General features: G+C 56.3%; 20 protein-coding genes, 3 tRNA genes and 1 pseudogene. 19 read left to right on the top strand and 5 right to left on the bottom strand.

Annotated elements, in window-relative coordinates; translation table 11 throughout:
• Window positions 1-1,109: 1,109 nt before the first annotated feature.
• Complete coding sequence (locus FrondiHNR_RS10225) at window positions 1,110-1,409, bottom strand: hypothetical protein (protein WP_279352667.1); 300 nt, start codon at window positions 1,407-1,409, stop codon at window positions 1,110-1,112.
• A gap of 117 nt (window positions 1,410-1,526) precedes the next feature.
• Here FrondiHNR_RS10225 and FrondiHNR_RS10220 point away from each other — a divergent pair, with 117 nt between their 5' ends.
• Window positions 1,527-1,913 (top strand): helix-turn-helix transcriptional regulator, encoded by a 387-nt coding sequence (locus tag FrondiHNR_RS10220; RefSeq protein WP_279352666.1) that lies wholly within the window; start codon window positions 1,527-1,529, stop codon window positions 1,911-1,913.
• A gap of 560 nt (window positions 1,914-2,473) precedes the next feature.
• Here FrondiHNR_RS10220 and FrondiHNR_RS10215 read toward each other — a convergent pair.
• The 3 genes from FrondiHNR_RS10215 to FrondiHNR_RS10205 all read right to left on the bottom strand — a co-directional run bounded on the left by FrondiHNR_RS10215 (window position 2,474) and on the right by FrondiHNR_RS10205 (window position 2,791).
• A tRNA-Phe gene (locus FrondiHNR_RS10215) sits at window positions 2,474-2,546 on the bottom strand.
• A 62-nt stretch (window positions 2,547-2,608) separates the two neighbouring features.
• A tRNA-Asp gene (locus FrondiHNR_RS10210) sits at window positions 2,609-2,685 on the bottom strand.
• A 33-nt stretch (window positions 2,686-2,718) separates the two neighbouring features.
• Window positions 2,719-2,791 (bottom strand) — tRNA-Glu (locus FrondiHNR_RS10205).
• Between the two features lie 374 nt (window positions 2,792-3,165).
• Between FrondiHNR_RS10205 and FrondiHNR_RS10200 the strand changes: the two genes are divergently transcribed.
• The 3 genes and pseudogenes from FrondiHNR_RS10200 to FrondiHNR_RS10190 all read left to right on the top strand — a co-directional run bounded on the left by FrondiHNR_RS10200 (window position 3,166) and on the right by FrondiHNR_RS10190 (window position 5,657).
• Window positions 3,166-3,411 carry a hypothetical protein gene (locus tag FrondiHNR_RS10200; RefSeq protein ID WP_279352665.1) on the top strand — a complete coding sequence of 82 codons (246 nt, stop codon included), beginning with the start codon at window positions 3,166-3,168 and terminating at the stop codon, window positions 3,409-3,411.
• Window positions 3,412-3,673: 262 nt separating this feature from the next.
• Window positions 3,674-3,805, top strand: a pseudogene (locus FrondiHNR_RS10195) (peptidoglycan DD-metalloendopeptidase family protein); the annotation flags it as partial.
• A 505-nt stretch (window positions 3,806-4,310) separates the two neighbouring features.
• Window positions 4,311-5,657, top strand: coding sequence for a M23 family metallopeptidase (locus tag FrondiHNR_RS10190; RefSeq protein ID WP_279352664.1), 1,347 nt, complete (start codon window positions 4,311-4,313; stop codon window positions 5,655-5,657).
• 85 nt (window positions 5,658-5,742) lie between these two features.
• Here FrondiHNR_RS10190 and ppa read toward each other — a convergent pair whose 3' ends face one another.
• Window positions 5,743-6,234, bottom strand: a complete 492-nt coding sequence (gene ppa / locus FrondiHNR_RS10185; protein WP_279352663.1) for an inorganic diphosphatase — start codon at window positions 6,232-6,234, stop codon at window positions 5,743-5,745.
• Between the two features lie 169 nt (window positions 6,235-6,403).
• Between ppa and tilS the strand changes: the two genes are divergently transcribed.
• The 15 genes from tilS to FrondiHNR_RS10110 all read left to right on the top strand — a co-directional run bounded on the left by tilS (window position 6,404) and on the right by FrondiHNR_RS10110 (window position 22,080).
• On the top strand, window positions 6,404-7,438 hold the full coding sequence (tilS, locus tag FrondiHNR_RS10180) for a tRNA lysidine(34) synthetase TilS (protein WP_279352662.1): 1,035 nt from the start codon (window positions 6,404-6,406) through the stop codon (window positions 7,436-7,438).
• A gap of 54 nt (window positions 7,439-7,492) precedes the next feature.
• Window positions 7,493-8,044 (top strand): hypoxanthine phosphoribosyltransferase, encoded by a 552-nt coding sequence (hpt, locus tag FrondiHNR_RS10175; protein WP_279352661.1) that lies wholly within the window; start codon window positions 7,493-7,495, stop codon window positions 8,042-8,044.
• Window positions 8,045-8,232: 188 nt separating this feature from the next.
• A complete protein-coding gene (gene ftsH, locus FrondiHNR_RS10170) occupies window positions 8,233-10,329 on the top strand; it encodes an ATP-dependent zinc metalloprotease FtsH (RefSeq protein ID WP_279352660.1) in 2,097 nt (698 codons plus the stop codon).
• A gap of 7 nt (window positions 10,330-10,336) precedes the next feature.
• Complete coding sequence (gene folE / locus FrondiHNR_RS10165) at window positions 10,337-10,918, top strand: GTP cyclohydrolase I (RefSeq protein ID WP_279352659.1); 582 nt, start codon at window positions 10,337-10,339, stop codon at window positions 10,916-10,918.
• Complete coding sequence (gene folP / locus FrondiHNR_RS10160) at window positions 10,915-11,742, top strand: dihydropteroate synthase (RefSeq protein WP_279352658.1); 828 nt, start codon at window positions 10,915-10,917, stop codon at window positions 11,740-11,742. Before folE ends, folP begins: the two co-directional genes overlap by 4 nt.
• An 11-nt stretch (window positions 11,743-11,753) precedes the next feature.
• Window positions 11,754-12,125 carry a dihydroneopterin aldolase gene (gene folB / locus FrondiHNR_RS10155; protein ID WP_279352657.1) on the top strand — a complete coding sequence of 124 codons (372 nt, stop codon included), beginning with the start codon at window positions 11,754-11,756 and terminating at the stop codon, window positions 12,123-12,125.
• On the top strand, window positions 12,125-12,613 hold the full coding sequence (gene folK, locus FrondiHNR_RS10150; RefSeq protein WP_279352656.1) for a 2-amino-4-hydroxy-6-hydroxymethyldihydropteridine diphosphokinase: 489 nt from the start codon (window positions 12,125-12,127) through the stop codon (window positions 12,611-12,613). Before folB ends, folK begins: the two co-directional genes overlap by 1 nt.
• The gene (locus FrondiHNR_RS10145; RefSeq protein WP_279352655.1) at window positions 12,610-13,086 is read left to right on the top strand and encodes a DUF3180 family protein; all 477 of its coding nucleotides are present in this window, start codon (window positions 12,610-12,612) and stop codon (window positions 13,084-13,086) included. Before folK ends, FrondiHNR_RS10145 begins: the two co-directional genes overlap by 4 nt.
• A 39-nt stretch (window positions 13,087-13,125) precedes the next feature.
• On the top strand, window positions 13,126-13,707 hold the full coding sequence (locus FrondiHNR_RS10140) for a PH domain-containing protein (RefSeq protein WP_347567099.1): 582 nt from the start codon (window positions 13,126-13,128) through the stop codon (window positions 13,705-13,707).
• Complete coding sequence (locus tag FrondiHNR_RS10135) at window positions 13,704-15,380, top strand: PH domain-containing protein (RefSeq protein ID WP_279352654.1); 1,677 nt, start codon at window positions 13,704-13,706, stop codon at window positions 15,378-15,380. Before FrondiHNR_RS10140 ends, FrondiHNR_RS10135 begins: the two co-directional genes overlap by 4 nt.
• Window positions 15,373-16,092, top strand: a complete 720-nt coding sequence (locus tag FrondiHNR_RS10130; protein WP_279352653.1) for a DUF2520 domain-containing protein — start codon at window positions 15,373-15,375, stop codon at window positions 16,090-16,092. The genes FrondiHNR_RS10135 and FrondiHNR_RS10130 overlap by 8 nt, the downstream gene beginning before the upstream one ends.
• A 49-nt stretch (window positions 16,093-16,141) precedes the next feature.
• The gene (gene lysS / locus FrondiHNR_RS10125; protein ID WP_279352652.1) at window positions 16,142-17,656 is read left to right on the top strand and encodes a lysine--tRNA ligase; all 1,515 of its coding nucleotides are present in this window, start codon (window positions 16,142-16,144) and stop codon (window positions 17,654-17,656) included.
• A 78-nt stretch (window positions 17,657-17,734) separates the two neighbouring features.
• Window positions 17,735-17,950 (top strand): hypothetical protein, encoded by a 216-nt coding sequence (locus FrondiHNR_RS10120; protein ID WP_279352651.1) that lies wholly within the window; start codon window positions 17,735-17,737, stop codon window positions 17,948-17,950.
• Window position 17,951: 1 nt separating this feature from the next.
• On the top strand, window positions 17,952-19,439 hold the full coding sequence (cls, locus tag FrondiHNR_RS10115) for a cardiolipin synthase (RefSeq protein WP_279352650.1): 1,488 nt from the start codon (window positions 17,952-17,954) through the stop codon (window positions 19,437-19,439).
• A gap of 112 nt (window positions 19,440-19,551) precedes the next feature.
• Window positions 19,552-22,080 carry an ATP-dependent Clp protease ATP-binding subunit gene (locus tag FrondiHNR_RS10110; protein WP_279352649.1) on the top strand — a complete coding sequence of 843 codons (2,529 nt, stop codon included), beginning with the start codon at window positions 19,552-19,554 and terminating at the stop codon, window positions 22,078-22,080.
• Window positions 22,081-22,181 lie beyond the last annotated feature (101 nt).

The following is a 22,181-nucleotide window of genomic DNA, read 5'->3' as shown; positions in this document are numbered from 1 at the left end:
CCGTGTACTCCGTCAGAAAAGGGAGCTCACGAGGATCTTTCCCATCTGTGGGAATGCCCTTACCCGTGCGGGCATCTTGGGGCCTTATCCTTGCGTTCATTTTATGTACCTTTCTAATGAGGTCCCGCCGATTGGTAGGCCTCTCACTTGTATCGCTGTGCGACGCTGGGTATCGAACCCAGAAAACCCGTACGTTCATCGCGTGTATGGTCACCGGGACATGCCGGGCCATAGATTTAAATCATTTCGTGGTCTTGGGGGATGTCCTCTGCCTGACCCAGCTAGTGGGTGCCGCCCGCCACACCCTCAAGGTGCGTCCTCACGGCTCACGAAACGTATGTATTTATGAGAAGGGCTTTTGCCCTGTGCCTGTGGCCGATCTGTGAGCGCACCACGAGCTGAGAATTTACTGACCCCGTTGGGAAACGGCACACCATTGCAACCTGTGTAAGCATTTCGCCCTAATAAGAGCTCGATGGAGTTGGTTGAGGAGGGAAAGTGTCAAAGGGGTGCCATAGGGCCTTTGTCTCTGCGCAGATGTGGTCGCCCCTGTCGATTCGGGGATATGAATGGGGCCTCTTGGCTTAAGTGTCTTCACCCATTTGCTTATCTTCACCTAGCGACTTGTTTTAGACAGCGCTGTAGCTAACCCCTAGTGCATTTAACTCCACGAATACCACCACCGTGAGAGGCGAGATTGAAGCTCCTGAGGGAGCAGATGTTTCATCATGTCTGGGCAATAGAAGGGCAGAGGTCTTCCCAAGGGTTTCCAATCGAGCTTTCGCAAGTAGCGGGGGTTCATGTTACGACCCCCCAAACAGTCTCGTTTTTTCCATACTGATTTTTGCGGCGAGCGCCTGAATCGCGGAGCAATCCGAGGTTTGTAAGCTCGCTTCGGCGCTTCCGCGGGGTGTCTGGGTGGATGCGGCACTCGGGATGTGTTTTTACAAAAAGCTGTCCCAGTTCTGAATCAGTCATGCCAAAGGAGCGTGTTATAAAGAGCTGCATCACCTTCCCTTGGAGCTCTGTTATGACAGGCTCGGACGGAGCCTGGTTGCTCGTCCCTGGATCAGAGGGGCGAGATATAGGTAAAGTAGCAGCGGACATGATTAGCCTTCTTTCAAGGGGCGTGTCTGGCCCGATGCGTTAGTGCCGAGCCTTTTCATTGGTTTCGAGACAATTGGCGATGCGTCGCGATCGCGGTTCCCTGTGGTGAGCTGCGCTATAGAGCAGTCAAGCCAGGTAGAAGCGGACTCAAGTTCATCCAGGGAAAGCTCTTGGTTTCCGTCGTAACGACGTTTTGCAGCCTTATACCCCACCCCAAGGTGGGTTCCCAGGTCATTGATTGACAATTTTTGGAACCCCATCTCGGCGCGAAGCTCGGCCGCGACCCGCTGCCTCAAGTTCATCTCCATATTTCCATATTGAACCTATTTAGGTTCAATGTCAAGTCTATTTTCCTTCACCTCAAGAGTAAAAGTATGCAGGGGTGGACAGATTTGGACTCTAATAGGTACACTTGGGGTATGGCCCCGAGAGAACCCGAACCGCCCGTTAGCGAGTTTGCGTCTGCCGTGGCGGACGGAATTCAGAACCTCATTGATTCCCGAGAGATGTCCGCGAGAGAGCTGGCGAGGCGTATAAAGAGATCCAATAACTACATGGGTATAAGGCTTCGTAAAGAAGCTGCCTTCACGCTTACCGATATAGATAGAATTTGTGTCGTTCTGGAAATTGACCCGGGGTCGTTTTTGGCAGGCATTCATGCGGCAAGGGGGAGTAATGTTGTGCCTCTTGCCCGCGCCGCTAATGTGGAGACCGAGGCCAGCGGTGGTTCTGCTTGGACAGCAGAAGCCGCTCTTCGCATCGAGAATTTTGAGGCGCAGCAAGAATTTATGCAGGAAGACCCATAAATTACTCATCGCCTCTAGGGTGAAGAACTGTCTCCGGTCTCACACGCTCGGCACGGTTTTGAAAGCCACGCTCATCCGCTGTATACTGCCCTGAGCCGCCATGCGTTAGGGGAGCTGGTTGGACTCCGCGCGCGTACGTTGATCTTGAGCGCTGTCGTTTCGGTGTTGAGAAGAAAGGCTCAGATGGGTGGTAGTGACGTTTCTAGGGGCGCCTCTGAGAATTATGAGTACCGGAGCGTGCCGTTTCCTACCTATCTTGTCGGCCTGCTGCGCAAGCAGAGTGCTGGACGCAAGCCCGGTGATATGGTTTTTGTCGATGGCGAGGTATGGGCGAGAGGGCCGAAATCTGAGAGTGGTTGATTGGCATGAAGTCTGCCATGACCCGAAGCAGGTATGCAGGTCTTTTTGAGGATGGCCCTTGATGAGGTTTCGCTACTTCGCAACAAACCCGTCAAGCAATCAAACGTGGGTCAGCGGCCTTTTGGGGTGGTAAGCCCGAGCCCTTTTTGGGGCGGAAATCAAAAGAACCCCCACGATGTAGAAGCTACGTGAGGGTCCAGTGGCTCCGACGGGCATCGATCCCGTGACCTTTCGATTTTCAGTCGAACGCTCTACCAACTGAGCTACAGAGCCCAGAGTGTGTAAAAACACTCTGCAAGGCGAGAAACCCTTCCTAGGGAAGGGTTTCTCGCTCTTGGCGACCCTGACGGGACTTGAACCCGCGACCTCCGCCGTGACAGGGCGGCGCGCTAACCAACTGCGCTACAGGGCCATATTGTGTAATTATACTCGGTAGCCACTATTGTGACCCCAACGGGATTCGAACCCGTGCTGCCGCCGTGAAAGGGCGGTGTCCTAGGCCGCTAAACGATGGGGCCGCGGCGCTTTTAGACGCTTATGACTACCGAGAAGTAAGCTTACGATGAAACTTTGGTAATAATCAAATTGAATGGGGAGAGAGTTTCCCGGATACCTGTTAAATTTACTGTCTGATCTGCGACAATTTTTTTTGAAAGTGTTCTCCTTTTGGATCTTCTTCGTGTCTTTATTGGCAACCCTCTTGGGTGGGTGTTGTGATGCGGAATTGCCGTGTCGGGTCACGTTTAAAGTTGTGCTTTTGTTGGATATTTCCTTGAGGTTTTGCCCCTGTTGGCTCAGAGCGGTAATTATAAGACGTTATAAAATTTTGCCGTGCGTGTAATTAGGCGTATTGAGTTTGGGTAAAGTGAGACGTATTACGAGGGAAAAGTCGGTGAAGAGAAAGCTTGCGAGAAACAGCATTATTGCCCTGTTTGTTGCAGGGCTTGTAGGTATCACTTTCATCGTAGGCGGTGTTGGTTTGGCGTCGGCCGTAGCGCTCCCCACCTGGAACGACGTGCAGAAAGCCAAGGCAAGCGAGGCTTCTGCGGCTGCAAAAGTAGCCGAGATCGAGAGCCTTGTTCAAACTTTGAAGGGGGAGGTTGCCATACAAAATCAGAAGGGGAGCGTACCGCCCTGATTCTCAACGAGGCCGAAGCAAAGCTGCAAGATGCCGATACCCGATACGCCTCTCTTGTAGAACAGGCGCCGGAGAGTGAGGGGCGTGCCTCTAGTGCATCGTCCCGGGCCTCTTCGATGCGCCTCTCAAATGTACCGTTCAAGTGGTGGGGATCAGACCCTGCTGCGCAGCAGCGGTTGATATTGATCATGGCGGAGGGGTTGTTGCCCGTCATTCTCACGTCCTGAGGATTGACGTTGTGTTGGGTTAGCAGGTTTCTGCCGGAGTAGTTATCGCGCGTACCGGCAGTACGGGGACGTCTACGGGTATTCACCTGCACTTTGAGGTGCGGGTGAATGGAACTGACATTGATCCGAAGTCGTTTATGCGCGCACGCGGTGTTACATTGCGATAAAGATGTTCCTGGTTTCCCGAAAAGAGTCAGATTAACAGATCTCTCGGTGCTTTATCTTTCCATGCTTTACCCTGTGCCCTATTGGAACAGTATCGTGCGGGTGATCCGTCTTGAAAAGTAATGCAGTCTGCTCACCATATGCTTAGTCATTAAGTATTTAAGTGTGAGTGACGCTAGAGGGGCCCGTGAGCCATCAGGTCTCACCCCCGTGTATGCCCCGGTTATCTCTATACACTCACGGGCGTAGCAAAATTACGGTAGTTCAGGTGAGGAACTCTGTCGACTCAGCTTGAATAGGTTTTTAATCACTTTATCCGCCTGTTACATCGATTATTTTATAATTCTCATATAGGCTCATTTCGCTCAGCGGTGTGAAAAGTTGTGTTTTATGACGTATTCTGATGAATCCTTTGTTAGTGTGGAGTTCAAGTTTTGTGTTTAAACGACTAAATAAACACTCGTTTTTATTTGGCTTATTTTCTTAAAACAAGTGGATTAGGGAACAATGAAACGTACGATCAAAAAGACGTTAACCAAGCGAAAGCTTGTGCGGGGTAGTGTCACCACTCTGCTTGTAGGGGGGCTTGTGGGTGCTACTCTCACGGTGGGCGGTGTTGGTTCGGCTTCGGCTGCAGAACTCCCCACCTGGAACGATGTGCAGAGCGCTAAGGCGAACGAAGCTTCTGCTGCTGCGAAGGTGACCGAGATAGAGGGTCTTATCCGCACCCTTCAGGGCGAAGTTGCCGCTACAAAGGCAGAAGCAGAGCGTACCGCGCTTATTCTTGAGGAGGCAGAAGCAAAGTTTCAGGATGCTGATGCGAGATACAACTCTCTTATTGAACAGGCCGCTGAGAGCCAAGAGCGTGCTTCCTCCGCCGCGTCCCAGGCCTCTTCGATTGCCTCTCAAATGTACCGTTCAAGCGGTGGGGATCAGACCCTGCAGTTATTTCTGGATCAGGATGCTGCGGGCGTGGATGCTCTGCTCTCCAAGCTCAGCATGATGACCCAGGCCACTGATCGTAACAACACGATCTATAACGAGGCCCAGGTTGCAACAAATAATGCAAAATCGTTGGGAGATCAGGCCGAAACAGCCAAGGTAGAGCGGGAGGAACTGCGTGCTGAGGCGGAGGAAGCCCTGAAAGTTGCGGCACAGGCCGCGCAGAACGCGCAGGAACAGCTTGTCACGCAGGAATCTCAAGAAGAAACCCTTCGTGCCCAATTAGCGGCGCTCAAAGACACCACCCAGACAACGGTTGCCGGTTACCAGCAGCGACTTGCCGAGGAAGCCGCGGCACGTGCTGCCGCTCTCGAGGCTGAGCGCCAAGCTCGCCTCGCGGCACAGCAACAGCGGCCACAACCTCCGAGCGGTGGCGGAGGAGGCGGTGGCGGTAGTGTCGGCGGTGGCGGCGCGCCCGGTTCGATCATCGGCGACTGGGTACGGCCCAGCGACGGGCGCTTTACCTCAGGATTTGGGGGACGCGGACAGGTGTGTGGTAATGGTATCTGCACAGGTGGCGCAGCCCACACGGGTGTTGATCTTGCGGGCGCTCAAGGAAGCCGCATATACGCAGCCTCCGCAGGAAAGGTCTCGCTTGCGGGTTCATTTTACAGCTATGGAAACATGATTGAGATTGACCACGGTGGCGGTATAAAGACCCGCTATGGCCACATAATGGATGGTGGTATCTATGTCAGGACCGGTCAGAATGTTTCTGCGGGAGAGGTTATCGCGGGTGTGGGGAGCACCGGACTATCCACAGGCCCTCACCTGCACTTTGAGTTTTACCAGAATGGGTCACCCATTGATCCAGAACCCCCTATGAGAGCTCGTGGAATCACCTTTCGATAAAAATGTTTAAACGCGAGGGGCTGGTTTCTTACAAAAACTGTAAGAAACCAGCCCCTCGTATTTTGTATCTAAGTTGTGAGAGTTTCTAGTGCCCCTGTTCCTTTAGTCGCACAAAACCGTCCTCCACGATCTGGGTTGCCTCGGAAGCGTTACCCCACCCCTCGATCTTGACAAATTTGCCCGGCTCGAGGTCTTTGTAGCGGGTGAAGAAGTGCTCGATCTCCTTGCGGGTCTGCTCTGGAATATCGTTGATATCCTCGATGTGGCTCCAGCGGGGATCTTTGTGGGGAACCGCGATAACTTTGGCGTCGTTCCCCGCCTCGTCGCTCATATTGAGTACGGCCACCGGACGAACCTTGACTCCTACTCCGGGGAAAACGGGGTACTCAAGCAGCACAAGCACATCAACCGGATCCCCGTCGAGGCCCAGGGTGTTCTCAAAGTATCCGTAATCGGTGGGGTAAACAAACGAGGTAAAAAGTACCCGGTCGAGGAAGACCCGTCCTGTCTCGTGATCAATCTCGTATTTGTTGCGGCTCCCCTTGGGGATCTCAATGACGGCATCGTATGCGCTCATGGGCGGTATCTCCTCGTACGTGTTTCGATTTCTTTGGTGGACGTTAATCTTTATCAGGTTGGGCGTGACGCTTGCCGTTTATCGTCCGATTTCCACAGTAGTAGATTTGACCCGCCGCCGTTTGAACGCTTTGAGAGAATAACTGAAGTCCCGGTGTAATCTTGACCCTATGTCTCTCTCACGCCAGCCCGTGCCCCCGCCGCGTCCGGCTCGGCTGACGCCCACCGTGGCGGCGGTCCGGCACGCGGTTCGAGGGGAGCTGTTGCACCTGGGGACCTCTCGAGCAGAAGACTCTCACGATAGTGCGGATGCTCTGGTAGCCCTGAGCGGAGGACCAGACTCGCTTGCCCTTGCCGCTGCAACCGGATTTGAAGCGCATCGATTGGGTCTCCGTGTGGGGGCAGTCATCGTGGATCACGGGCTGCAGGAGGGTTCCGAAAGGCAGGCTGAGAGAGCCGCACAACAGGCCGCCTCGCTAGGGCTCTCTCCCGTTCTGATCGAACGGGTTCGTGTGGGATCGAAGGGAGGTCCGGAATCTGCCGCGCGTGAAGCCCGCTATCAGGCTCTTCAGCGGGCGGCCACACGCACGGGTGCGCGCGCGGTCTTGTTGGGTCACACTCTTGACGATCAGGCAGAAACGGTGCTGCTGGGTCTTGCGCGAGGCTCAGGCTCGGGAAGTCTTTCGGGTATGAGCGTGCAGACGGATATTTTTATTCGACCGCTCCTGGGCATTCGTCGTGCCCGGACGGTGGAGTTTTGTGAGGATAGCTCCCTCGATTTTTGGTCCGATCCGCACAATGATGATCCCGCGTATACAAGGGTGCGGGTGCGGAAAACCGTGTTGCCGCTGCTTGAACAAGAGCTGGGTCCGGGTATTGCGGAGGCGCTTGCGCGCACCGCCGATCAGATGCGTGAGGATGCCGCGGCTTTTCAAGAGATGATAGACGAGTTTATCGAGGAGATAGTTGAGCCGGCGGAGGCGGGGATTGCGGTGTCTATTGTCGCTCTGGAGGCGAACCCCGCGGCCCTACGTCAGCGCATCATCAGGTACGTCGTTCACTCGGAGTTTGGCGTAGCGTTGAGTCGCCAACACACGCTTGCTGCGGCCGCATTGGTCACCGATTGGCACGGCCAAAAAGCGCTTAATCTCCCCGGAGTGCGGGTCGCAAGAGAATCAGGCCTTCTGGTGTTTTCCTCACACTAACCGCACTGTGGGTAGTGAGTGGAAATATCAGGGTTATACAGAAAAGAGGAAGACATGGATGCAATCGATACCGGCGCAGACATCGAAAGGGTCTTGGTTACCGAGGCGCAGCTCACAGAAAAAACTGCCGAACTCGCTCGTCTCATTGAACGCGATTACGAGGGTAAGTCGCTGCTTCTTGTGGGCGTGCTACGCGGCGCCGTGATGGTGATGGCCGATCTCGCGCGGGAGCTTCGTATGCACATAGAGATGGACTGGATGGCGGTGAGTTCCTACGGCACGAGCACCAAATCAAGCGGTGTTGTCCGTATCCTTAAAGATCTGGATAGCGACCTCCACGGGCGTCACGTATTGATCGTTGAAGATGTTATTGATTCGGGTCTCACCCTGTCCTGGCTACGCGAAAATCTGCAGACGAGAGGTGCAGCATCTGTTGAGATCTGCACGATGCTGCGCAAACCGGCGGCGGCAAAGGTTGATGTTGAGGCAAAATATATTGGTTTTGATATTCCCAATGATTTTGTAGTGGGGTATGGTCTAGACTACGCTGAAAAATATCGTAATCTGCGGGATGTAGCGGTTCTTGCCCGTCATATTTATGAGTAAAAGCACAGGCTTTATGTTCTTCACAGGTTCTGGATCGAGTAATAAATAAGGAGTCAGGTTATTGTTAAATCGGTCTGATTACGCCTGTGGCAGAAACACGGACGTTCCACAGAAAACTTTCGCTAATCTTGAGGCTATGAAACGCTTGCAGGGTCGGCGCGCCCAGCACATTCAGAAAGGTGCTTCGATTGGCTGAGAAGACAACCCGCTCAAAAAAACTTTTTCGCGGCCCTCTTATCTACATTATTCTTGCCCCCATTGTCATTATCTTGGGTTGGACCCTGATCGCGGGGGGTGGCGCGCGCGAGATCAAAACTGAGACCGGTCTGGAGTTTCTTTCGGAAAAGAAAGTTTCTTCTGTTGAGATAATCGACCGTGACCAGCGTGTTAACATGACGCTCACCAAGGCAGACAAAGAGTATGGCAAAGAGGTTTACTTTTACTACGTGAGCCCGCGTGGTGATGCAGTGGTCCAGGCCGTCAACGATGCTGACCCCAAGGATGGATTTAACGATCAGGTACCGCAGCCTAACGGTTGGTTATCCCTGCTCACCTTCCTGCTTCCACTGCTCCTCATCGGACTTTTCTTCTGGTGGATGCTCTCGAGTATGCAGGGCGGCGGAAACCGGGTGATGCAGTTTGGTAAGTCGAAGGCCAAGCTGGTATCCAAAGAGACCCCGAAGGTGACTTTTGACGATGTTGCCGGGGCAGATGAAGCAATCGAAGAGCTGGGCGAGATTAAGGAGTTCCTACAGGATTCCTCACGGTTCCTCGCTGTGGGCGCGCGTATCCCCAAGGGTGTTCTTCTCTACGGCCCTCCCGGAACCGGTAAGACGTTGCTTGCTCGTGCCGTTGCGGGTGAGGCTGGGGTACCCTTCTACTCCATCTCGGGTTCAGATTTTGTTGAGATGTTTGTTGGTGTGGGTGCGAGCCGTGTGCGTGATCTTTTTGATCAGGCCAAACAGAACTCACCCGCCATCATCTTTGTTGACGAGATTGACGCGGTGGGTCAGCGCCGTGGTCAGGGAATGGGCGGCGGTCACGACGAGCGTGAGCAAACCCTCAACCAACTTCTGGTTGAAATGGATGGTTTTGATGTCAAGACAAACGTCATTCTCATAGCCGCCACCAACCGGCCCGATATGCTTGATCCCGCCCTCCTCCGGCCCGGTCGTTTTGACCGTCAGATCGGTGTGGACGCTCCAGACATGAAGGGTCGCAGGAAGATTCTTGAGGTTCACTCCAAGGGCAAGCCCCTCGCCGAGAACGTTGATCTTGATGTTGTGGCCCGCAAGACTCCCGGGTTCACGGGTGCCGATCTGGCGAACGTGCTTAACGAGGCCGCTCTACTGACGGCCCGATCTAACGCCCAACTGATCGATAACCGGGCGCTGGACGAGGCTATTGACCGTGTGATCGCGGGTCCTCAGCGACGCACCCGTCTGATGAAAGACAAAGAAAAGCTTGTCACCGCCTACCACGAGGGTGGACACGCGCTTGTTGCGGCGTCGATGAACAACACCGACCCCGTCACCAAGGTCACTATCCTGCCCCGCGGCCGTGCCCTCGGTTACACGATGGTGATTCCGTTGGAAGATAAATACTCCGTCTCTCGTAACGAATTGCTCGATCAGATCGCCTACGCTATGGGTGGACGAGTGGCCGAGGAGATTGTGTTCCACGATCCCACCACGGGGGCTTCAAACGATATCGAGAAGGCCACCGCAACGGCACGCAAGATGGTCACCGAGTACGGCATGACCTCCGAATTGGGTCCGGTGCTTCTCGGAAGTCCCACGGGCGGCGCCTACCTGGGCGACTTTGGACAGTCTCGCGACTATTCCGAGGGCCTAGCGGAGAAGGTGGACGCGGCAATTCGCGCCATCATCGAGGACGCTCACAACGAAGCCTGGAAAGTTCTTAACGATAACCGCGATATTCTGGATCGTCTTGCGCTCGAGTTGCTTGAGAAAGAAACGCTTGATCACAATCAGCTCGCAGACATCTTCAAAGACGTGAAGAGGCTTCCTCCGCGCCCCCAGTGGCTCTCCAGTGAGGGCCGCCCGGTCTCGGATCTTCCTCCGGTGGAGATGCCCGAGATCTCTCGCACAGATGATCCTGTTGAGAAGGTCTCTGGCGAGGGCAGCGATAATCACTCGTCCTCCGATAAAGACTCCGAAGAGACGCCGCGATCAGATAAAGTTCGCGATACAGAAGAATCCCCGCAGGGTGCGGGCGGTACAGAGGGCACAGACTCCGCAAAAGATAAAGATACAGACGGGTAGGTTTCTCGTGAACGAGTCTCATCTGGACAGGGCTCGCATAGAGGCTGCCGTGTTGGAGATACTGGCCGCGATTGGTGAAGACCCTGCACGGCCCGGGCTAGAAAAGACTCCGGGCCGTGTTGCCGACACATACGCCGAGTTTTTCTCTGGTGTGGGGCAGGACCCAGACGAGGATCTGGCCGCTAGTGTTCTCCCCGTGGGTGAAGAAACCGGGGAGCTTGTGCTTGTGCGCGGACTTGAGTTCCGTTCGATGTGCGAGCATCACCTGCTTCCATTTGTGGGGGTTGCCCACATCGCTTACCAACCCCGCGATCACGTTGTGGGTTTGGGTGCGTTCCCGCGGTTGCTGAGTGTTCACGCTTCGCGTCCCCAGATTCAGGAGCGGCTCACCGAGCAGATCGCGTCGAGTATTCAGGCGGCTCTGAACCCGCACGGCGTTTTTGTCATGATTGATGCGTCCCAGGGGTGTGTCACCATGAGGGGGCCCCATCAGACCGCCAGCACCACCGTGAGTATGGCGAGCAGGGGCAATCTGAGTCGCGCTGCCGAGCGCACCGAAATCATTGATGTGATTAGGGCCGCAGAATGACCCTCATCATGGGGGTGCTCAACGTTACCCCCGACTCTTTCAGCGATGGTGGAGAGTTCATATCCGAGAAAAGAGCTGTCGAGCACGGTCTAAAACTTCACGCCCAGGGTGCAGACATCATCGATGTGGGGGGAGAATCCACTCGCCCAGGGGCTGTACGAGTCGAGGTCGCCGAGGAGCAGCAGCGGATACTCCCGGTGGTTACCGCCCTGAGCGCCGCGGGCATCAGGGTGAGCGTAGACACGCTTAACTCGGAGACCGCACGCGCCGCGGTAGAAGCGGGTGCACACATCGTGAACGACGTGTCCGGTGGTCTCGCGGACCCGGCTATGTTTGAGGTTGTCGCAGCAACACAACGGCTGTACATCATGGGGCACTGGCGTGGCGGTCCCTCACACGCGAATGTTCATCGTGCCCACGAGGATATCGTTACCAAGACCCGAGACGAACTCCATCTTCAGGTAAGCAATGCGCGGGCTGCGGGAGTGTTTCCCGACCGCATCGTTCTTGACCCCGGACTGGGATTCTCTAAAAAAGCGACCCATAACTGGCAGTTGCTTGCGGGACAAAAGATTTTGAGTGATCTAGGCTATCCCGTGATGGTGGGTGCCTCTCGAAAGCGTTTTCTCGGGGAACTTATGCCTCCGAGAGCACCGTTTACTGACCGTGACCTGCCCACGGCAATTATTACTGTGCTGTCTGCACAGTTGAATGCGTGGGCGGTTCGTGTACACAATGTAGCTGCGACCAGAACGGCTCTCGACACGTGGGCCGAGTGGGAGCACGCGCTGAACGGTGTCAGAGATGGCACCACGACCGAATAGGAAGGTGTTTCATGAACCAATTTTTTAAGGGCGATGTTATTACTCTTACCGGGCTGGAATGCTTTGCCTACCACGGTGTGTTTGAGGGGGAACGTGAAACGGGACAGCGTTTTGTGGTGGATGTGGAGATGGACGTTGATCTTCGCGCTTCGGCACGCTCAGATGACCTGTCCCAGACTGTTAACTACGCCGACCTGGCCCCCGCAGTAGTTGCTGCGGTGGAGAGTAATCCGGTGGACCTTATTGAGACGGTTGCCGAGAGGGTTGCCGAGATCGTCCTATCCTACTCCGGGGTACGGGCGGTGCGCGTCGTGCTGCACAAACCGGATGCCCCCATCTCGGTGAGCTTTGCGGATGTTTCGGTGACCGTGGTGCGACCATAATGAAACAGGTTGTCGCAGCCGTTCTTGCCTTTGGCAGTAACTTGGGAGACCGGGAGGCCACCATCCTGGGTTCCCACAGGATGCTCGCAGAGCATCCTGAGATTTTTTCGTTTGAGGCCTCGTCGCTCTATGAGTCGGTGGCTCTCACCGAGAGCGGACCCAGCCCAGAGACCCCGGCATACTTGAACGGAGTGGCAACCATATCAACCGCTCTCGAGCCCGAAGCGCTTCTCGACTTTATCAACGGCATTGAGTCACACTACGGTCGCGTGCGTGCGGAACGATGGGGGAGCAGAACCCTCGACATTGACATCATTACCTACGGCGGCCGAGTGATCCACACGGAGCGCCTGACGGTGCCTCACCCCCGTGCGTTTGAGCGTGACTTTGTGCTGCGTCCCTGGCTCGATCTCGACCCCGGTGCTGTGCTGCCGGGGCGTGGGCGGGTCTCACAATTACTTAACGACCTAGACAAGACAGCATCATGAACAAGCGAATGTCTGTTACCGCGCTCACGATCGCTGTTCTCAGCGGTCTTATCCTGGGGTTCTTAGGAGAGGTAGCGCTCTCCGCCCTGGGCAGGCCAATGCTGGTGCCTCCGCTTGCCTGGCCCCTCACGCTTATTCTTTTGGCGGGCATCCTGGTTGCATTTGCGATCCCTATCCGACGCTCCCTGGTCGGTAAATCACAGAGACCGATCAACCCCTTCACCGCTGTTCGGGTTGTAGCGGCGGCAAAGGCTTCGGCCCTGGTGGGAAGCCTGTTTACGGGTTTTGGCACGGGGATACTGGGGCATATCCTCACCCGCACTGTGGGACCACCGTTAGAGGCCTGGCTATTGACAATTGCTACGATTATTGGTGGCGTGGTGCTTCTCGTTGCAGGACTTGTTGTTGAGTACATGTGTGTTCTGCCGCCGACCGACGACGGCACAGAGGGCGCCGATAAACAACCCGCGTAGTGAATTGTTGCGCGGGCAACCACAAGAATATGAGAGACTATGACCGACCGATTTTCACCCTCTCAGGAGTCTACTCCACGCGAGGGCACCCTCGAGACACCGCTTTCCGAAGACTCTGCCGCACCGCATATGACCCCCAGTGCTTCTGACGACGGGGGCTCGTGGAGGCGCGTGTCGTCCCGTTATGTGTGGGTGAGTCTGATGACCGAGGCTGCTGTTGGAGCGGTCCTCATAGTTTTTGCTCTTCTTGCCCTTTTCCTGGGATGGATGGACAGCGTCTGGGCCTATACCCTTCTTGGTGGTGCTGCTGCGTTCACCATTATTATCGGTGCGCTTACTCCGCGGCGTGTTCGTGCAATCGGGTATCAGATGCGACAGGACGACTTTTTGTTTCGCTATGGGGTCTTTTTTCAACGAATTGTGGCGGTTCCCTACGGACGTATGCAACTGGTCGATATTAACCGTGGACCCCTGACACGTGCCCTCGGACTCGCGCAGCTCAAATTTGTCACGGCTGCTGCGGCAACTGGGGTAACATTGCCCGGCCTTACCATAGAGGATGCAACGAACCTGCGAGATCGCCTAATCGCGCTTGCCGAAACCCGGAGGTCGGGTCTGTGACAGAAACAGGCCGTCACGAGGTGGGCTCTCCCGATGAACGCGGCCCGATTTACGCGCAGCCCCCGCAGTCCGAAGAGACACCCGTCGGCGTATCCGCTCCGATCAGTGTGGAGGGAGGGGCCGATGAAAAGTGGCATCGTCTTCATCCGGCAACCCCATTCTTGCGCGGGGGAATTGTTTTTCTCGCGATTATCGGTGCTTTCTTAGCGAATGCACGCGACACCATCATTCAGGCTTTTTTGGGGATGGACACTGGTCCTCGCCCCTTCCCCAGTGATGAATCCGGTAGTCAAGGTGACGAGGGGCTATCGGGTATTATTAACGATCTGATCGGTATTTTTGGAGTCTGGGCTGTAGTTACGGTTTTTATTGGGCTTGCTCTGTTGATTATGGTGAGCTTTTCGTACCTCAGTTGGCGACAGCATCGCTACCGCATCACACAGGATTTTATTGAGGTTCGGCGCGGGATTGTTTTTCGCACCAATAGGCAGGCGCGCCTTGACCGGGTGCAGGGAGTCAACGTCAATCGCACGCTGATCGCGCGTCTCTTTGGTGCCGCACAATTGGATGTTTCTACCGCGGGTCAAGACTCCAATATCGAGCTCAAATACCTGCGAAACTCGGTTGCAAACCGGGTGAGGCAGGATATTCTGCTCTTGGCGGGACGCAGGCGAACGGTAGAGAATCCCAGCGATGCCAGGGACATCCCGGTGCCGGTTACTGATGCTGTGTCCGTGGGGACTGGCACCAGCGGCGTCCGCGGCGTTGTGGGGCAGCGACTGAACGACTTGCTCTCTCCCGAGCTTGATCCCTCTGCGCTTGTTGACCCCTCATCCGTGGTTAAAATCCCCCCGGGACGCCTTATCCTTTCGAGAGTAATTGGTGTGGGGACGCTAATCTTTATTGCACTTTTTGTTGGAATCATTGTTATCGCGCTGCAGAAAGAGAAATGGCTGCTCTTTACACTGGTACCGGTAACAATTGCGATGCTGGGTATCGTGGTGTCCCGGATACTCAAGCTTTTGCAATTCACGATTGGGCTTACCCGTGACGGGCTGCGAATCGGACACGGCTTGCTCTCCACCGTTAATGAGACTATTCCACCCGGACGCATCCACGCTATCCAGGTGTATCAATCACCGCTCTGGCGTCCGTTTGGGTGGTGGACCGTCGTTTTTAACCGCGCTGGTGATTCGCTATCGAAGCAAAGCGAAAGCGGCGGGGCAAGTACACTCCTCCCGGTGGGTACGCAAGAGGACGTCTTACGAGTGTTAGCTCTCATCGCACAGGAGAAGCGGGCGGAGGACGGTGTAGTTGCTAGCGCGCTGACTGGAACCGGTGAGGGTCGGGGCTTTATCATCGCCCCTCGAAGGGCCTGGTTCGTGCTGGGGCTTGCGCAGCGAAGGCAGGCCTATCGCCTGGGAGAGAACGAGCTTATTCTGCGTCAGGGATTCCTGTGGCGTAGTATGGTGCTCGTCCCTCTGGCCCGCATTCAGAGCACGCGCTTTTCTCAGGGGTGGCTGGGGCGGCGCGTCCGTCTGGCACGATTCTCAGTGCAGACGGTTCGGGGATATATAAAAGCTTGGCAGCGTGGCATGGATGCGACTCAGGCTCAGAAAGCTTTTGAAGAGATCTCGAAGGCCGCGGTGGCTGCGGGGCGGCGTGATGAGTAGTGCAAATATGCGGGGCGAAAAGAGCGGACGTCTAGGCATCGGAATTATTGGGGCGGGCAGGGTCGGCCCCGTACTCGGGGCCGCGCTGGCACATGCCGGACACGCCATCATCGGTATTTCGGCAATTTCTGAGGAGGGCAGGGAGCGTGCCGAAGCAATCCTGCCGGGGGTTCCTCTGCTCTCGGTGGGGGAGATTGTCGAGCGCAGCGAGCTGGTGATTCTTGCGATTCCATCCTCCGAAATTGAATCGCTCGTGGGAGGCCTCACCACCTTGGGTGCGTGGCAACCGGGACAATTGGTGATGCATACCGCGCCCGAGTTTGGCACGGGGGTTTTCTCGGCAGCCCTGGCGCGCGGCGTTATCCCGCTCGCCCTACACCCCGCGATCTCGTTTACGGGAACCACGCTTGACCTGGCGCGACTGGCCGAGGGATACTGCGTGGTCACCGCCCCCGCACCCGTGCTGCCCATTGCTCAGGCACTGGCGGTAGAGATGGGTGCGGAACCCATTGTTGTCGCCGAGGGTGATCGGCCCGCGTATGCGAGTGCCCTGGACTCGGCAACCGCGATGGCAACCACTGTTGTTCGTAAATCCCTCGAGGAGCTTTCCGCTATCGGTATTCAGCATCCGGGAAATCTTTTGGGAACCGCTCTGCACGCGGCCGTGGATCGGGCGGTTCGCAGCGATCCGAACGCAATGGGTGCTCCCTGATCAGCGATAGACTGATAACCGTTCACCAACCCAGGAGTAATAGTCCAGCATGAGCAAGAATGCCACCCCTGACAGCGAGCTGACAGCCGACGAGATCTTTGAGCAGAAAGCCGTGCGTCTGGCCAAGCGCGAACGCCTCATCGCGGAATCCAGCGACCTGGGTGGTGGCGCCTATCCCGTGAGCCTGCCCGTGACCCACACCATCCCGCAGATTCGCAGGGAGTATGATCACCTGGAGACCGACACCGCCTCGGGGGATACCGTGGCGATTGCCGGACGGGTTGTGTTCGCGCGCAACACCGGAAAGCTGTGTTTTGCGAGCCTCCAGGCGGGCGACGGTTCTCGTGTGCAGGCGATGATTAGCCTGGCCGAGGCTGGCGAGGACAGCCTGCAGCGCTGGAAAGAGCTTGTTGACCTGGGAGATCATGTTTTTGTGCGGGGTGAGGTGATCTCGAGCCGTCGTGGTGAACTTTCCGTGCTGGTCACAGAGTGGGCAATGGCGTCTAAGGCGCTCTTGCCTCTTCCCAACCTCCACAATGAGCTGAACGAAGAGACCCGGGTGAGGCAGAGGTACCTCGATCTGATCGTGAGGGAACAGGCCCGCAACACTATCCTGGCGCGCTCCACAGTCATGACCAGCCTGCGGCAGACGTTCAGCGACCACAGCTTTATTGAGGTCGAGACGCCCATGTTGCAAACCCTGCACGGGGGAGCATCGGCGCGCCCGTTCACCACCCACTCCAACGCTTTTGACACCGAGTTGTACCTCCGCATTGCCCCGGAACTTTTTCTGAAACGTGCCGTTGTGGGGGGTATCGACCGCGTTTTTGAGATTAATCGCAACTTTCGTAACGAGGGTGCCGACTCTACCCACAGCCCCGAGTTTGCGATGCTGGAGGCCTACGAGGCCTACGGTGACTACAACTCCATAGCCGATCTCACGCAGGAACTGATCCAGCGCGCAACCCTGGCGGTTGCCGGTGGACACACCGTCACCCTGGCTGACGGTGCCGAGTACGACCTGGGTGGCAACTGGGATCGGATTGGCATGTACGAGAGCCTTTCCGAAGCGGCCCGCGTGAAGATCACTCCCGAAACGCCGGTATCCGATTTGCTTGAGCTGGCCAATCGTGAGGGAGTGGAGGTCAACCTGCCCAACCACGGAAAGCTGGTGGAGGAGCTGTGGGAGCACTTCGTGAAGGACGGCCTCACCCGGCCAACCTTTGTGATGGACTTTCCCGTGGAGACGAGTCCTCTGACCCGTTCACACCGCAGCACTCCCGGGGTTGTAGAAAAGTGGGATCTCTACATTCGCGGGTTTGAGTTGGCCACGGGGTACTCCGAGCTTGTTGACCCCGTTGTGCAGCGGGAGCGTTTTGTCGCGCAGGCCAGGCAGGCCGCCGCGGGTGACGACGAGGCAATGAGTGTTGACGAGGAGTTTTTGAGGGCACTCGAGCACGCGATGCCACCCAGCGGGGGCATGGGCATGGGAATCGATCGATTACTGATGGCAATCACCGGCCTGGGGATTCGTGAGACGATCCTTTTCCCGTTGGTTAAATAGGATCCTTGCGCAATATTAAACAAATCCCACGATCACGGTTGCTGGGATTGCGTTATGCTGAGGTACCCTAGAAGAACTATGCCTGATATCCTTCTCGCCTCCATCTGGGCTCTGACTCCCACTGTTCTTCTTGGGCTGTTCTTTTGGTTTGTGATGCGCGTGATCATTCGTTCGGATCGTAACGAGCGCAAGGTTTACAAGAAGATCGAGGCAGAAGAACGGGCAAAACGAGGTTTGCCCCCTACCGGCGCACCGTCGGGAGAGAAGCCCACCTCGCACGGCACGCCGTCATAACATGGACATTATCAACCTACTGACCTCCGCGTCACCCTTAGCGTCGGTATGGTTTACCGCGGTTCTTGTGGTGCTTGACTACATCATCCGCATCGTTGCGATAGTCATAGTGCCGCGCAACCGTCGCCCTACCTCGGGTATGGCCTGGCTTCTTGCGATCTTTTTTATGCCCTCGATCGGGTTTATCCTTTTTCTCATTATCGGCAGCCGCAGGCTACCGCGGGCCCGACGACGTAAACAGGATGAAATCAATCGCTTGATCACCGAGGCTACCGTGGGAGTCGACCAGCTGAGTGATCAGAAAGACGCACCCCCGTGGCTCACCGGCATTGCCGCGCTAGGTCGCAACATGGGCGCTCTGCCTCTCACCGGGGGTAATAGCGCCGTTCTCCTAGACGACTACGAGGCCACGATCAAGGACATGGCGGACGCGGTAGACTCCGCCGATCGTTACGTTCACGTGCAGTTTTATATTCTTGCTTACGACCCCACCACGCGGGTTTTCTTTGAGGCGATGGAGGCGGCCGTGCGCCGGGGGGTTGCCGTGCGTGTGCTTCTTGACCACATCGCCTCGATCCGTTCTCCGGGCTATCTGCGCACCAAACGCAAGCTGGAGGAGATTGGGGTTGAGTTTGCACTGATGCTTCCCGTTCGTCCTTGGCGGGGGGAGTATCAACGGCCCGATCTGCGTAACCATCGCAAGATTCTTGTGGTTGACGGCACCCTCGGATACATGGGTTCGCAGAACCTTATTGATTCGAGCTACAACAAGCTGTCAAATCGTCGCAGGGGACTATCGTGGAAAGATCTCATGGTGCGCCTGGAAGGCCCCATCGTATCGGGACTCAACGCGATTTTCCTGGGGGACTGGTTTAGCGAGACCAACGAGGTTCTTGTGAACTGGGTGCACGATGTGCAGCATGCCCATCATCCGGGTTCCCTCGATTGTCAGGCGGTTCCGAGCGGACCCGGGTTTGAGGGGGAAAATAACCTGCAGATGTTTGTCGCCCTGCTCTACGACGCGACCGAGCGCATCAGCATTACGAGCCCGTATTTTGTGCCGGACGAGTCGATTATGTACGCGATTAAAGCGGCCACCGCCCGGGGCGTTCAGGTCGAACTTTTTGTATCGGAGGTGGGCGACCAGGCGATTGTGTATCACGCTCAGCGGTCCTACTATGAGGACCTTCTCACCGCCGGGGTGCGCATCTTTATGTATCGTCCGCCGTATATCCTCCACTCCAAGCACTTCTCGATTGACGATCAGGTGGCCGTTGTGGGATCGAGCAATATGGACATGCGCTCTTTCAGCCTCAACATGGAGGTATCGATGATGGTGCACGGCCGATCTTTTGTGGAGGCCCTGCGGCTTATTGAGGATGGCTACCGCGAGAATTCGCGTGAGCTTACCCTGGAAGAGTGGAACAAGCAGCCGCTCCGCTCTACGATTTTGGATAACCTGGCCAGGCTCACCTCTGCCCTGCAATAGGGCTGCAAAATGGGCGTTTGTCACGCCTACGGCGAACATCGGCATATTTTCGAGATTTGGTCGTTACTCTCTATATCAAGGCAACTAACGTCTTGACTGTGAGGAGTGACCAATGTTCGAGAGATTTACCGACCGGGCGCGTCGAGTGGTCGTTTTGGCTCAGGAAGAAGCCAAGATGCTCAACCACAACTACATTGGTACCGAGCACATTCTGCTCGGTCTCATCCACGAGGGTGAGGGAGTAGCCGCCAAAGCGCTAGAGTCGCTAGGAATTTCCCTGGACGCCGTGCGCGAGCAGGTAACCGACATTATCGGTACCGGGCAGCAGCAGCCCACCGGGCACATTCCCTTTACTCCGCGCGCAAAAAAGGTGCTCGAGCTGAGTCTTCGCGAGGCTTTGCAATTGGGGCACAACTACATTGGTACCGAGCACATTCTGCTCGGTCTTATTCGTGAGGGTGAGGGGGTTGCAGCGCAGGTTCTGGTGAAGCTTGGTGCCGACCTCAACCGTGTCCGGCAGACCGTTATTCAGCTTCTCAGTGGTTACCAGAGCGGCAAGGAATCCGTTGCCGTGGGAGCCCAGGAGACGGCCGCAAACGATAAAGGATCGCAGATCCTTGATCAATTTGGCGTGAACCTCACCCACGCCGCGCGTGACGGAAAACTCGACCCCGTGATCGGTCGTGAAAAAGAGGTTGAGCGCGTGATGCAGATTCTTTCGCGCCGCTCCAAGAACAACCCTGTGCTTATCGGCGAACCGGGTGTGGGTAAAACCGCCGTTGTTGAGGGACTCGCCCAGGCAATCGTGAAGGGTGACGTCCCGGAGACCCTCAAGGACAAGCAGCTCTACTCGCTCGATCTAGGGTCGCTTATCGCGGGTAGCCGCTATCGCGGTGATTTTGAGGAGCGTCTCAAAAAGGTCACTAAGGAGATTCGTACGCGCGGTGACATCATCGTCTTTATCGATGAGATTCACACGCTGGTTGGTGCGGGTGCCGCCGAGGGGGCCATCGATGCCGCAAGCATCCTGAAGCCCATGCTGGCCCGGGGTGAACTGCAGACCATCGGTGCGACCACGCTCGACGAATACCGCAAGCATTTCGAGAAGGACGCAGCCCTGGAGCGTCGATTCCAATCCATTCAGGTTGCTGAACCGAGCCTCCCGCACACCATCAATATTCTTAAAGGTCTGCGCGATAAGTATGAGGCCTTCCACAAGGTATCGATCACAGACGGTGCCATTGTTGCGGCGGCAAACCTGTCCGACCGTTACATCAGCGATCGTTTCCTGCCGGACAAGGCAATCGACCTGATTGACGAGGCGGGTGCCCGGTTGCGGTTGTCGATTCTTTCGTCTCCGCCCGAACTGCGCGAGTTTGATGAAAAGATCGCTGGTGTGCGCACCGCTAAGGAAGCCGCTATTGAGGATCAAGACTTTGAGAAGGCCGCCTCGCTTCGTGACGAGGAGAAAAACCTTCTTGCGGAGCGACTGCGCCTCGAGAAAAAGTGGCGCGCCGGAGATGTCCAGACCACCGCGCAGGTTGACGAGGGCTTGATCGCCGAGGTTTTGGCTCAGGCCACGGGTATTCCCGTGTTCAAGCTCACCGAAGAAGAGTCGTCGCGACTCGTCTTCATGGAGAAGGCTCTCCACCAGCGTGTTATCGGGCAGGACGAGGCTATTTCGGCTCTTGCCCGCACCATCCGCCGTCAGCGCGCCGGGCTTAAAGATCCCAAGCGCCCCAGCGGCTCCTTCATCTTTGCCGGACCAACCGGTGTGGGTAAAACCGAGCTGGCCAAGGCCCTGGCGGAGTTCCTCTTTGACGATGAAGATGCCATGATTTCGCTCGACATGTCGGAGTACGGCGAGAAGCACACGGTATCGCGTCTCTTCGGTGCCCCTCCGGGATTTGTCGGCTTTGAAGATGGCGGACAGCTCACCGAGAAGGTGCGCCGCAAGCCGTTTAGTGTGGTGCTCTTTGACGAGATTGAGAAGGCGCACCCCGATATCTTCAACTCGCTCCTTCAGATCTTGGAGGAGGGACGCCTCACCGACGGTCAGGGTCGTGTGGTCGACTTCAAGAACACCGTGATCATCATGACCACCAACCTGGGTGCCCGCGATATTGCCGGCGGGCCGGTTGGTTTCCAGATCGAGGGCAACACCGAGGTCGGCTACGCACAGATGAAGGGCAAGGTGAACGAGGAGCTGAAGAAGCACTTCAAGCCTGAGTTCCTCAACCGGGTTGACGATGTCATTGTCTTCCCGCAGCTCAGTCCCGCAGAACTGCTACAGATCGTGGATCTCTTTGTGGCGCGCCTGCGTGACCGCCTGCTTGATCGAGACATGTCAATTGAGGTGTCGGATACCGCCAAGAAGCGCCTGATTGAGATCGGGTTTGATCCCACCCTGGGCGCTCGTCCGCTACGCCGTGCGGTGCAGAGTGAGATCGAAGATCGCCTGAGCGAGAGGATTCTTAACGGCCAGTTGAACGCCGGCGACCACATCAAGGTGGACTACGTTGAGAAGGAATTCACCTTTGAGACGATATCCCGAGAGGCCTCCACCGCCGGGTCAACGATCGCTTCGTCGGCCGCGGCAGCCGCCTCAACCGCGCCCACCACGGGAGAGTTGCCAGCGTAGAGGTTCACACCCTGTGGACGTCTGAATGACAAGCGCTCCCGGGAATCGTCACCGATCGTGGCTTTTCTCGGGAGCGCTTGGGGTTTATGAGCGGGCCAGAA

Source organism: Lysinibacter sp. HNR (assembly GCF_029760935.1).
GTDB lineage: Bacteria > Actinomycetota > Actinomycetes > Actinomycetales > Microbacteriaceae > HNR.
The sequence above is the reverse complement of the archived record's forward strand: the minus strand, read 5'-3'. Positions and strand labels throughout refer to the sequence as shown.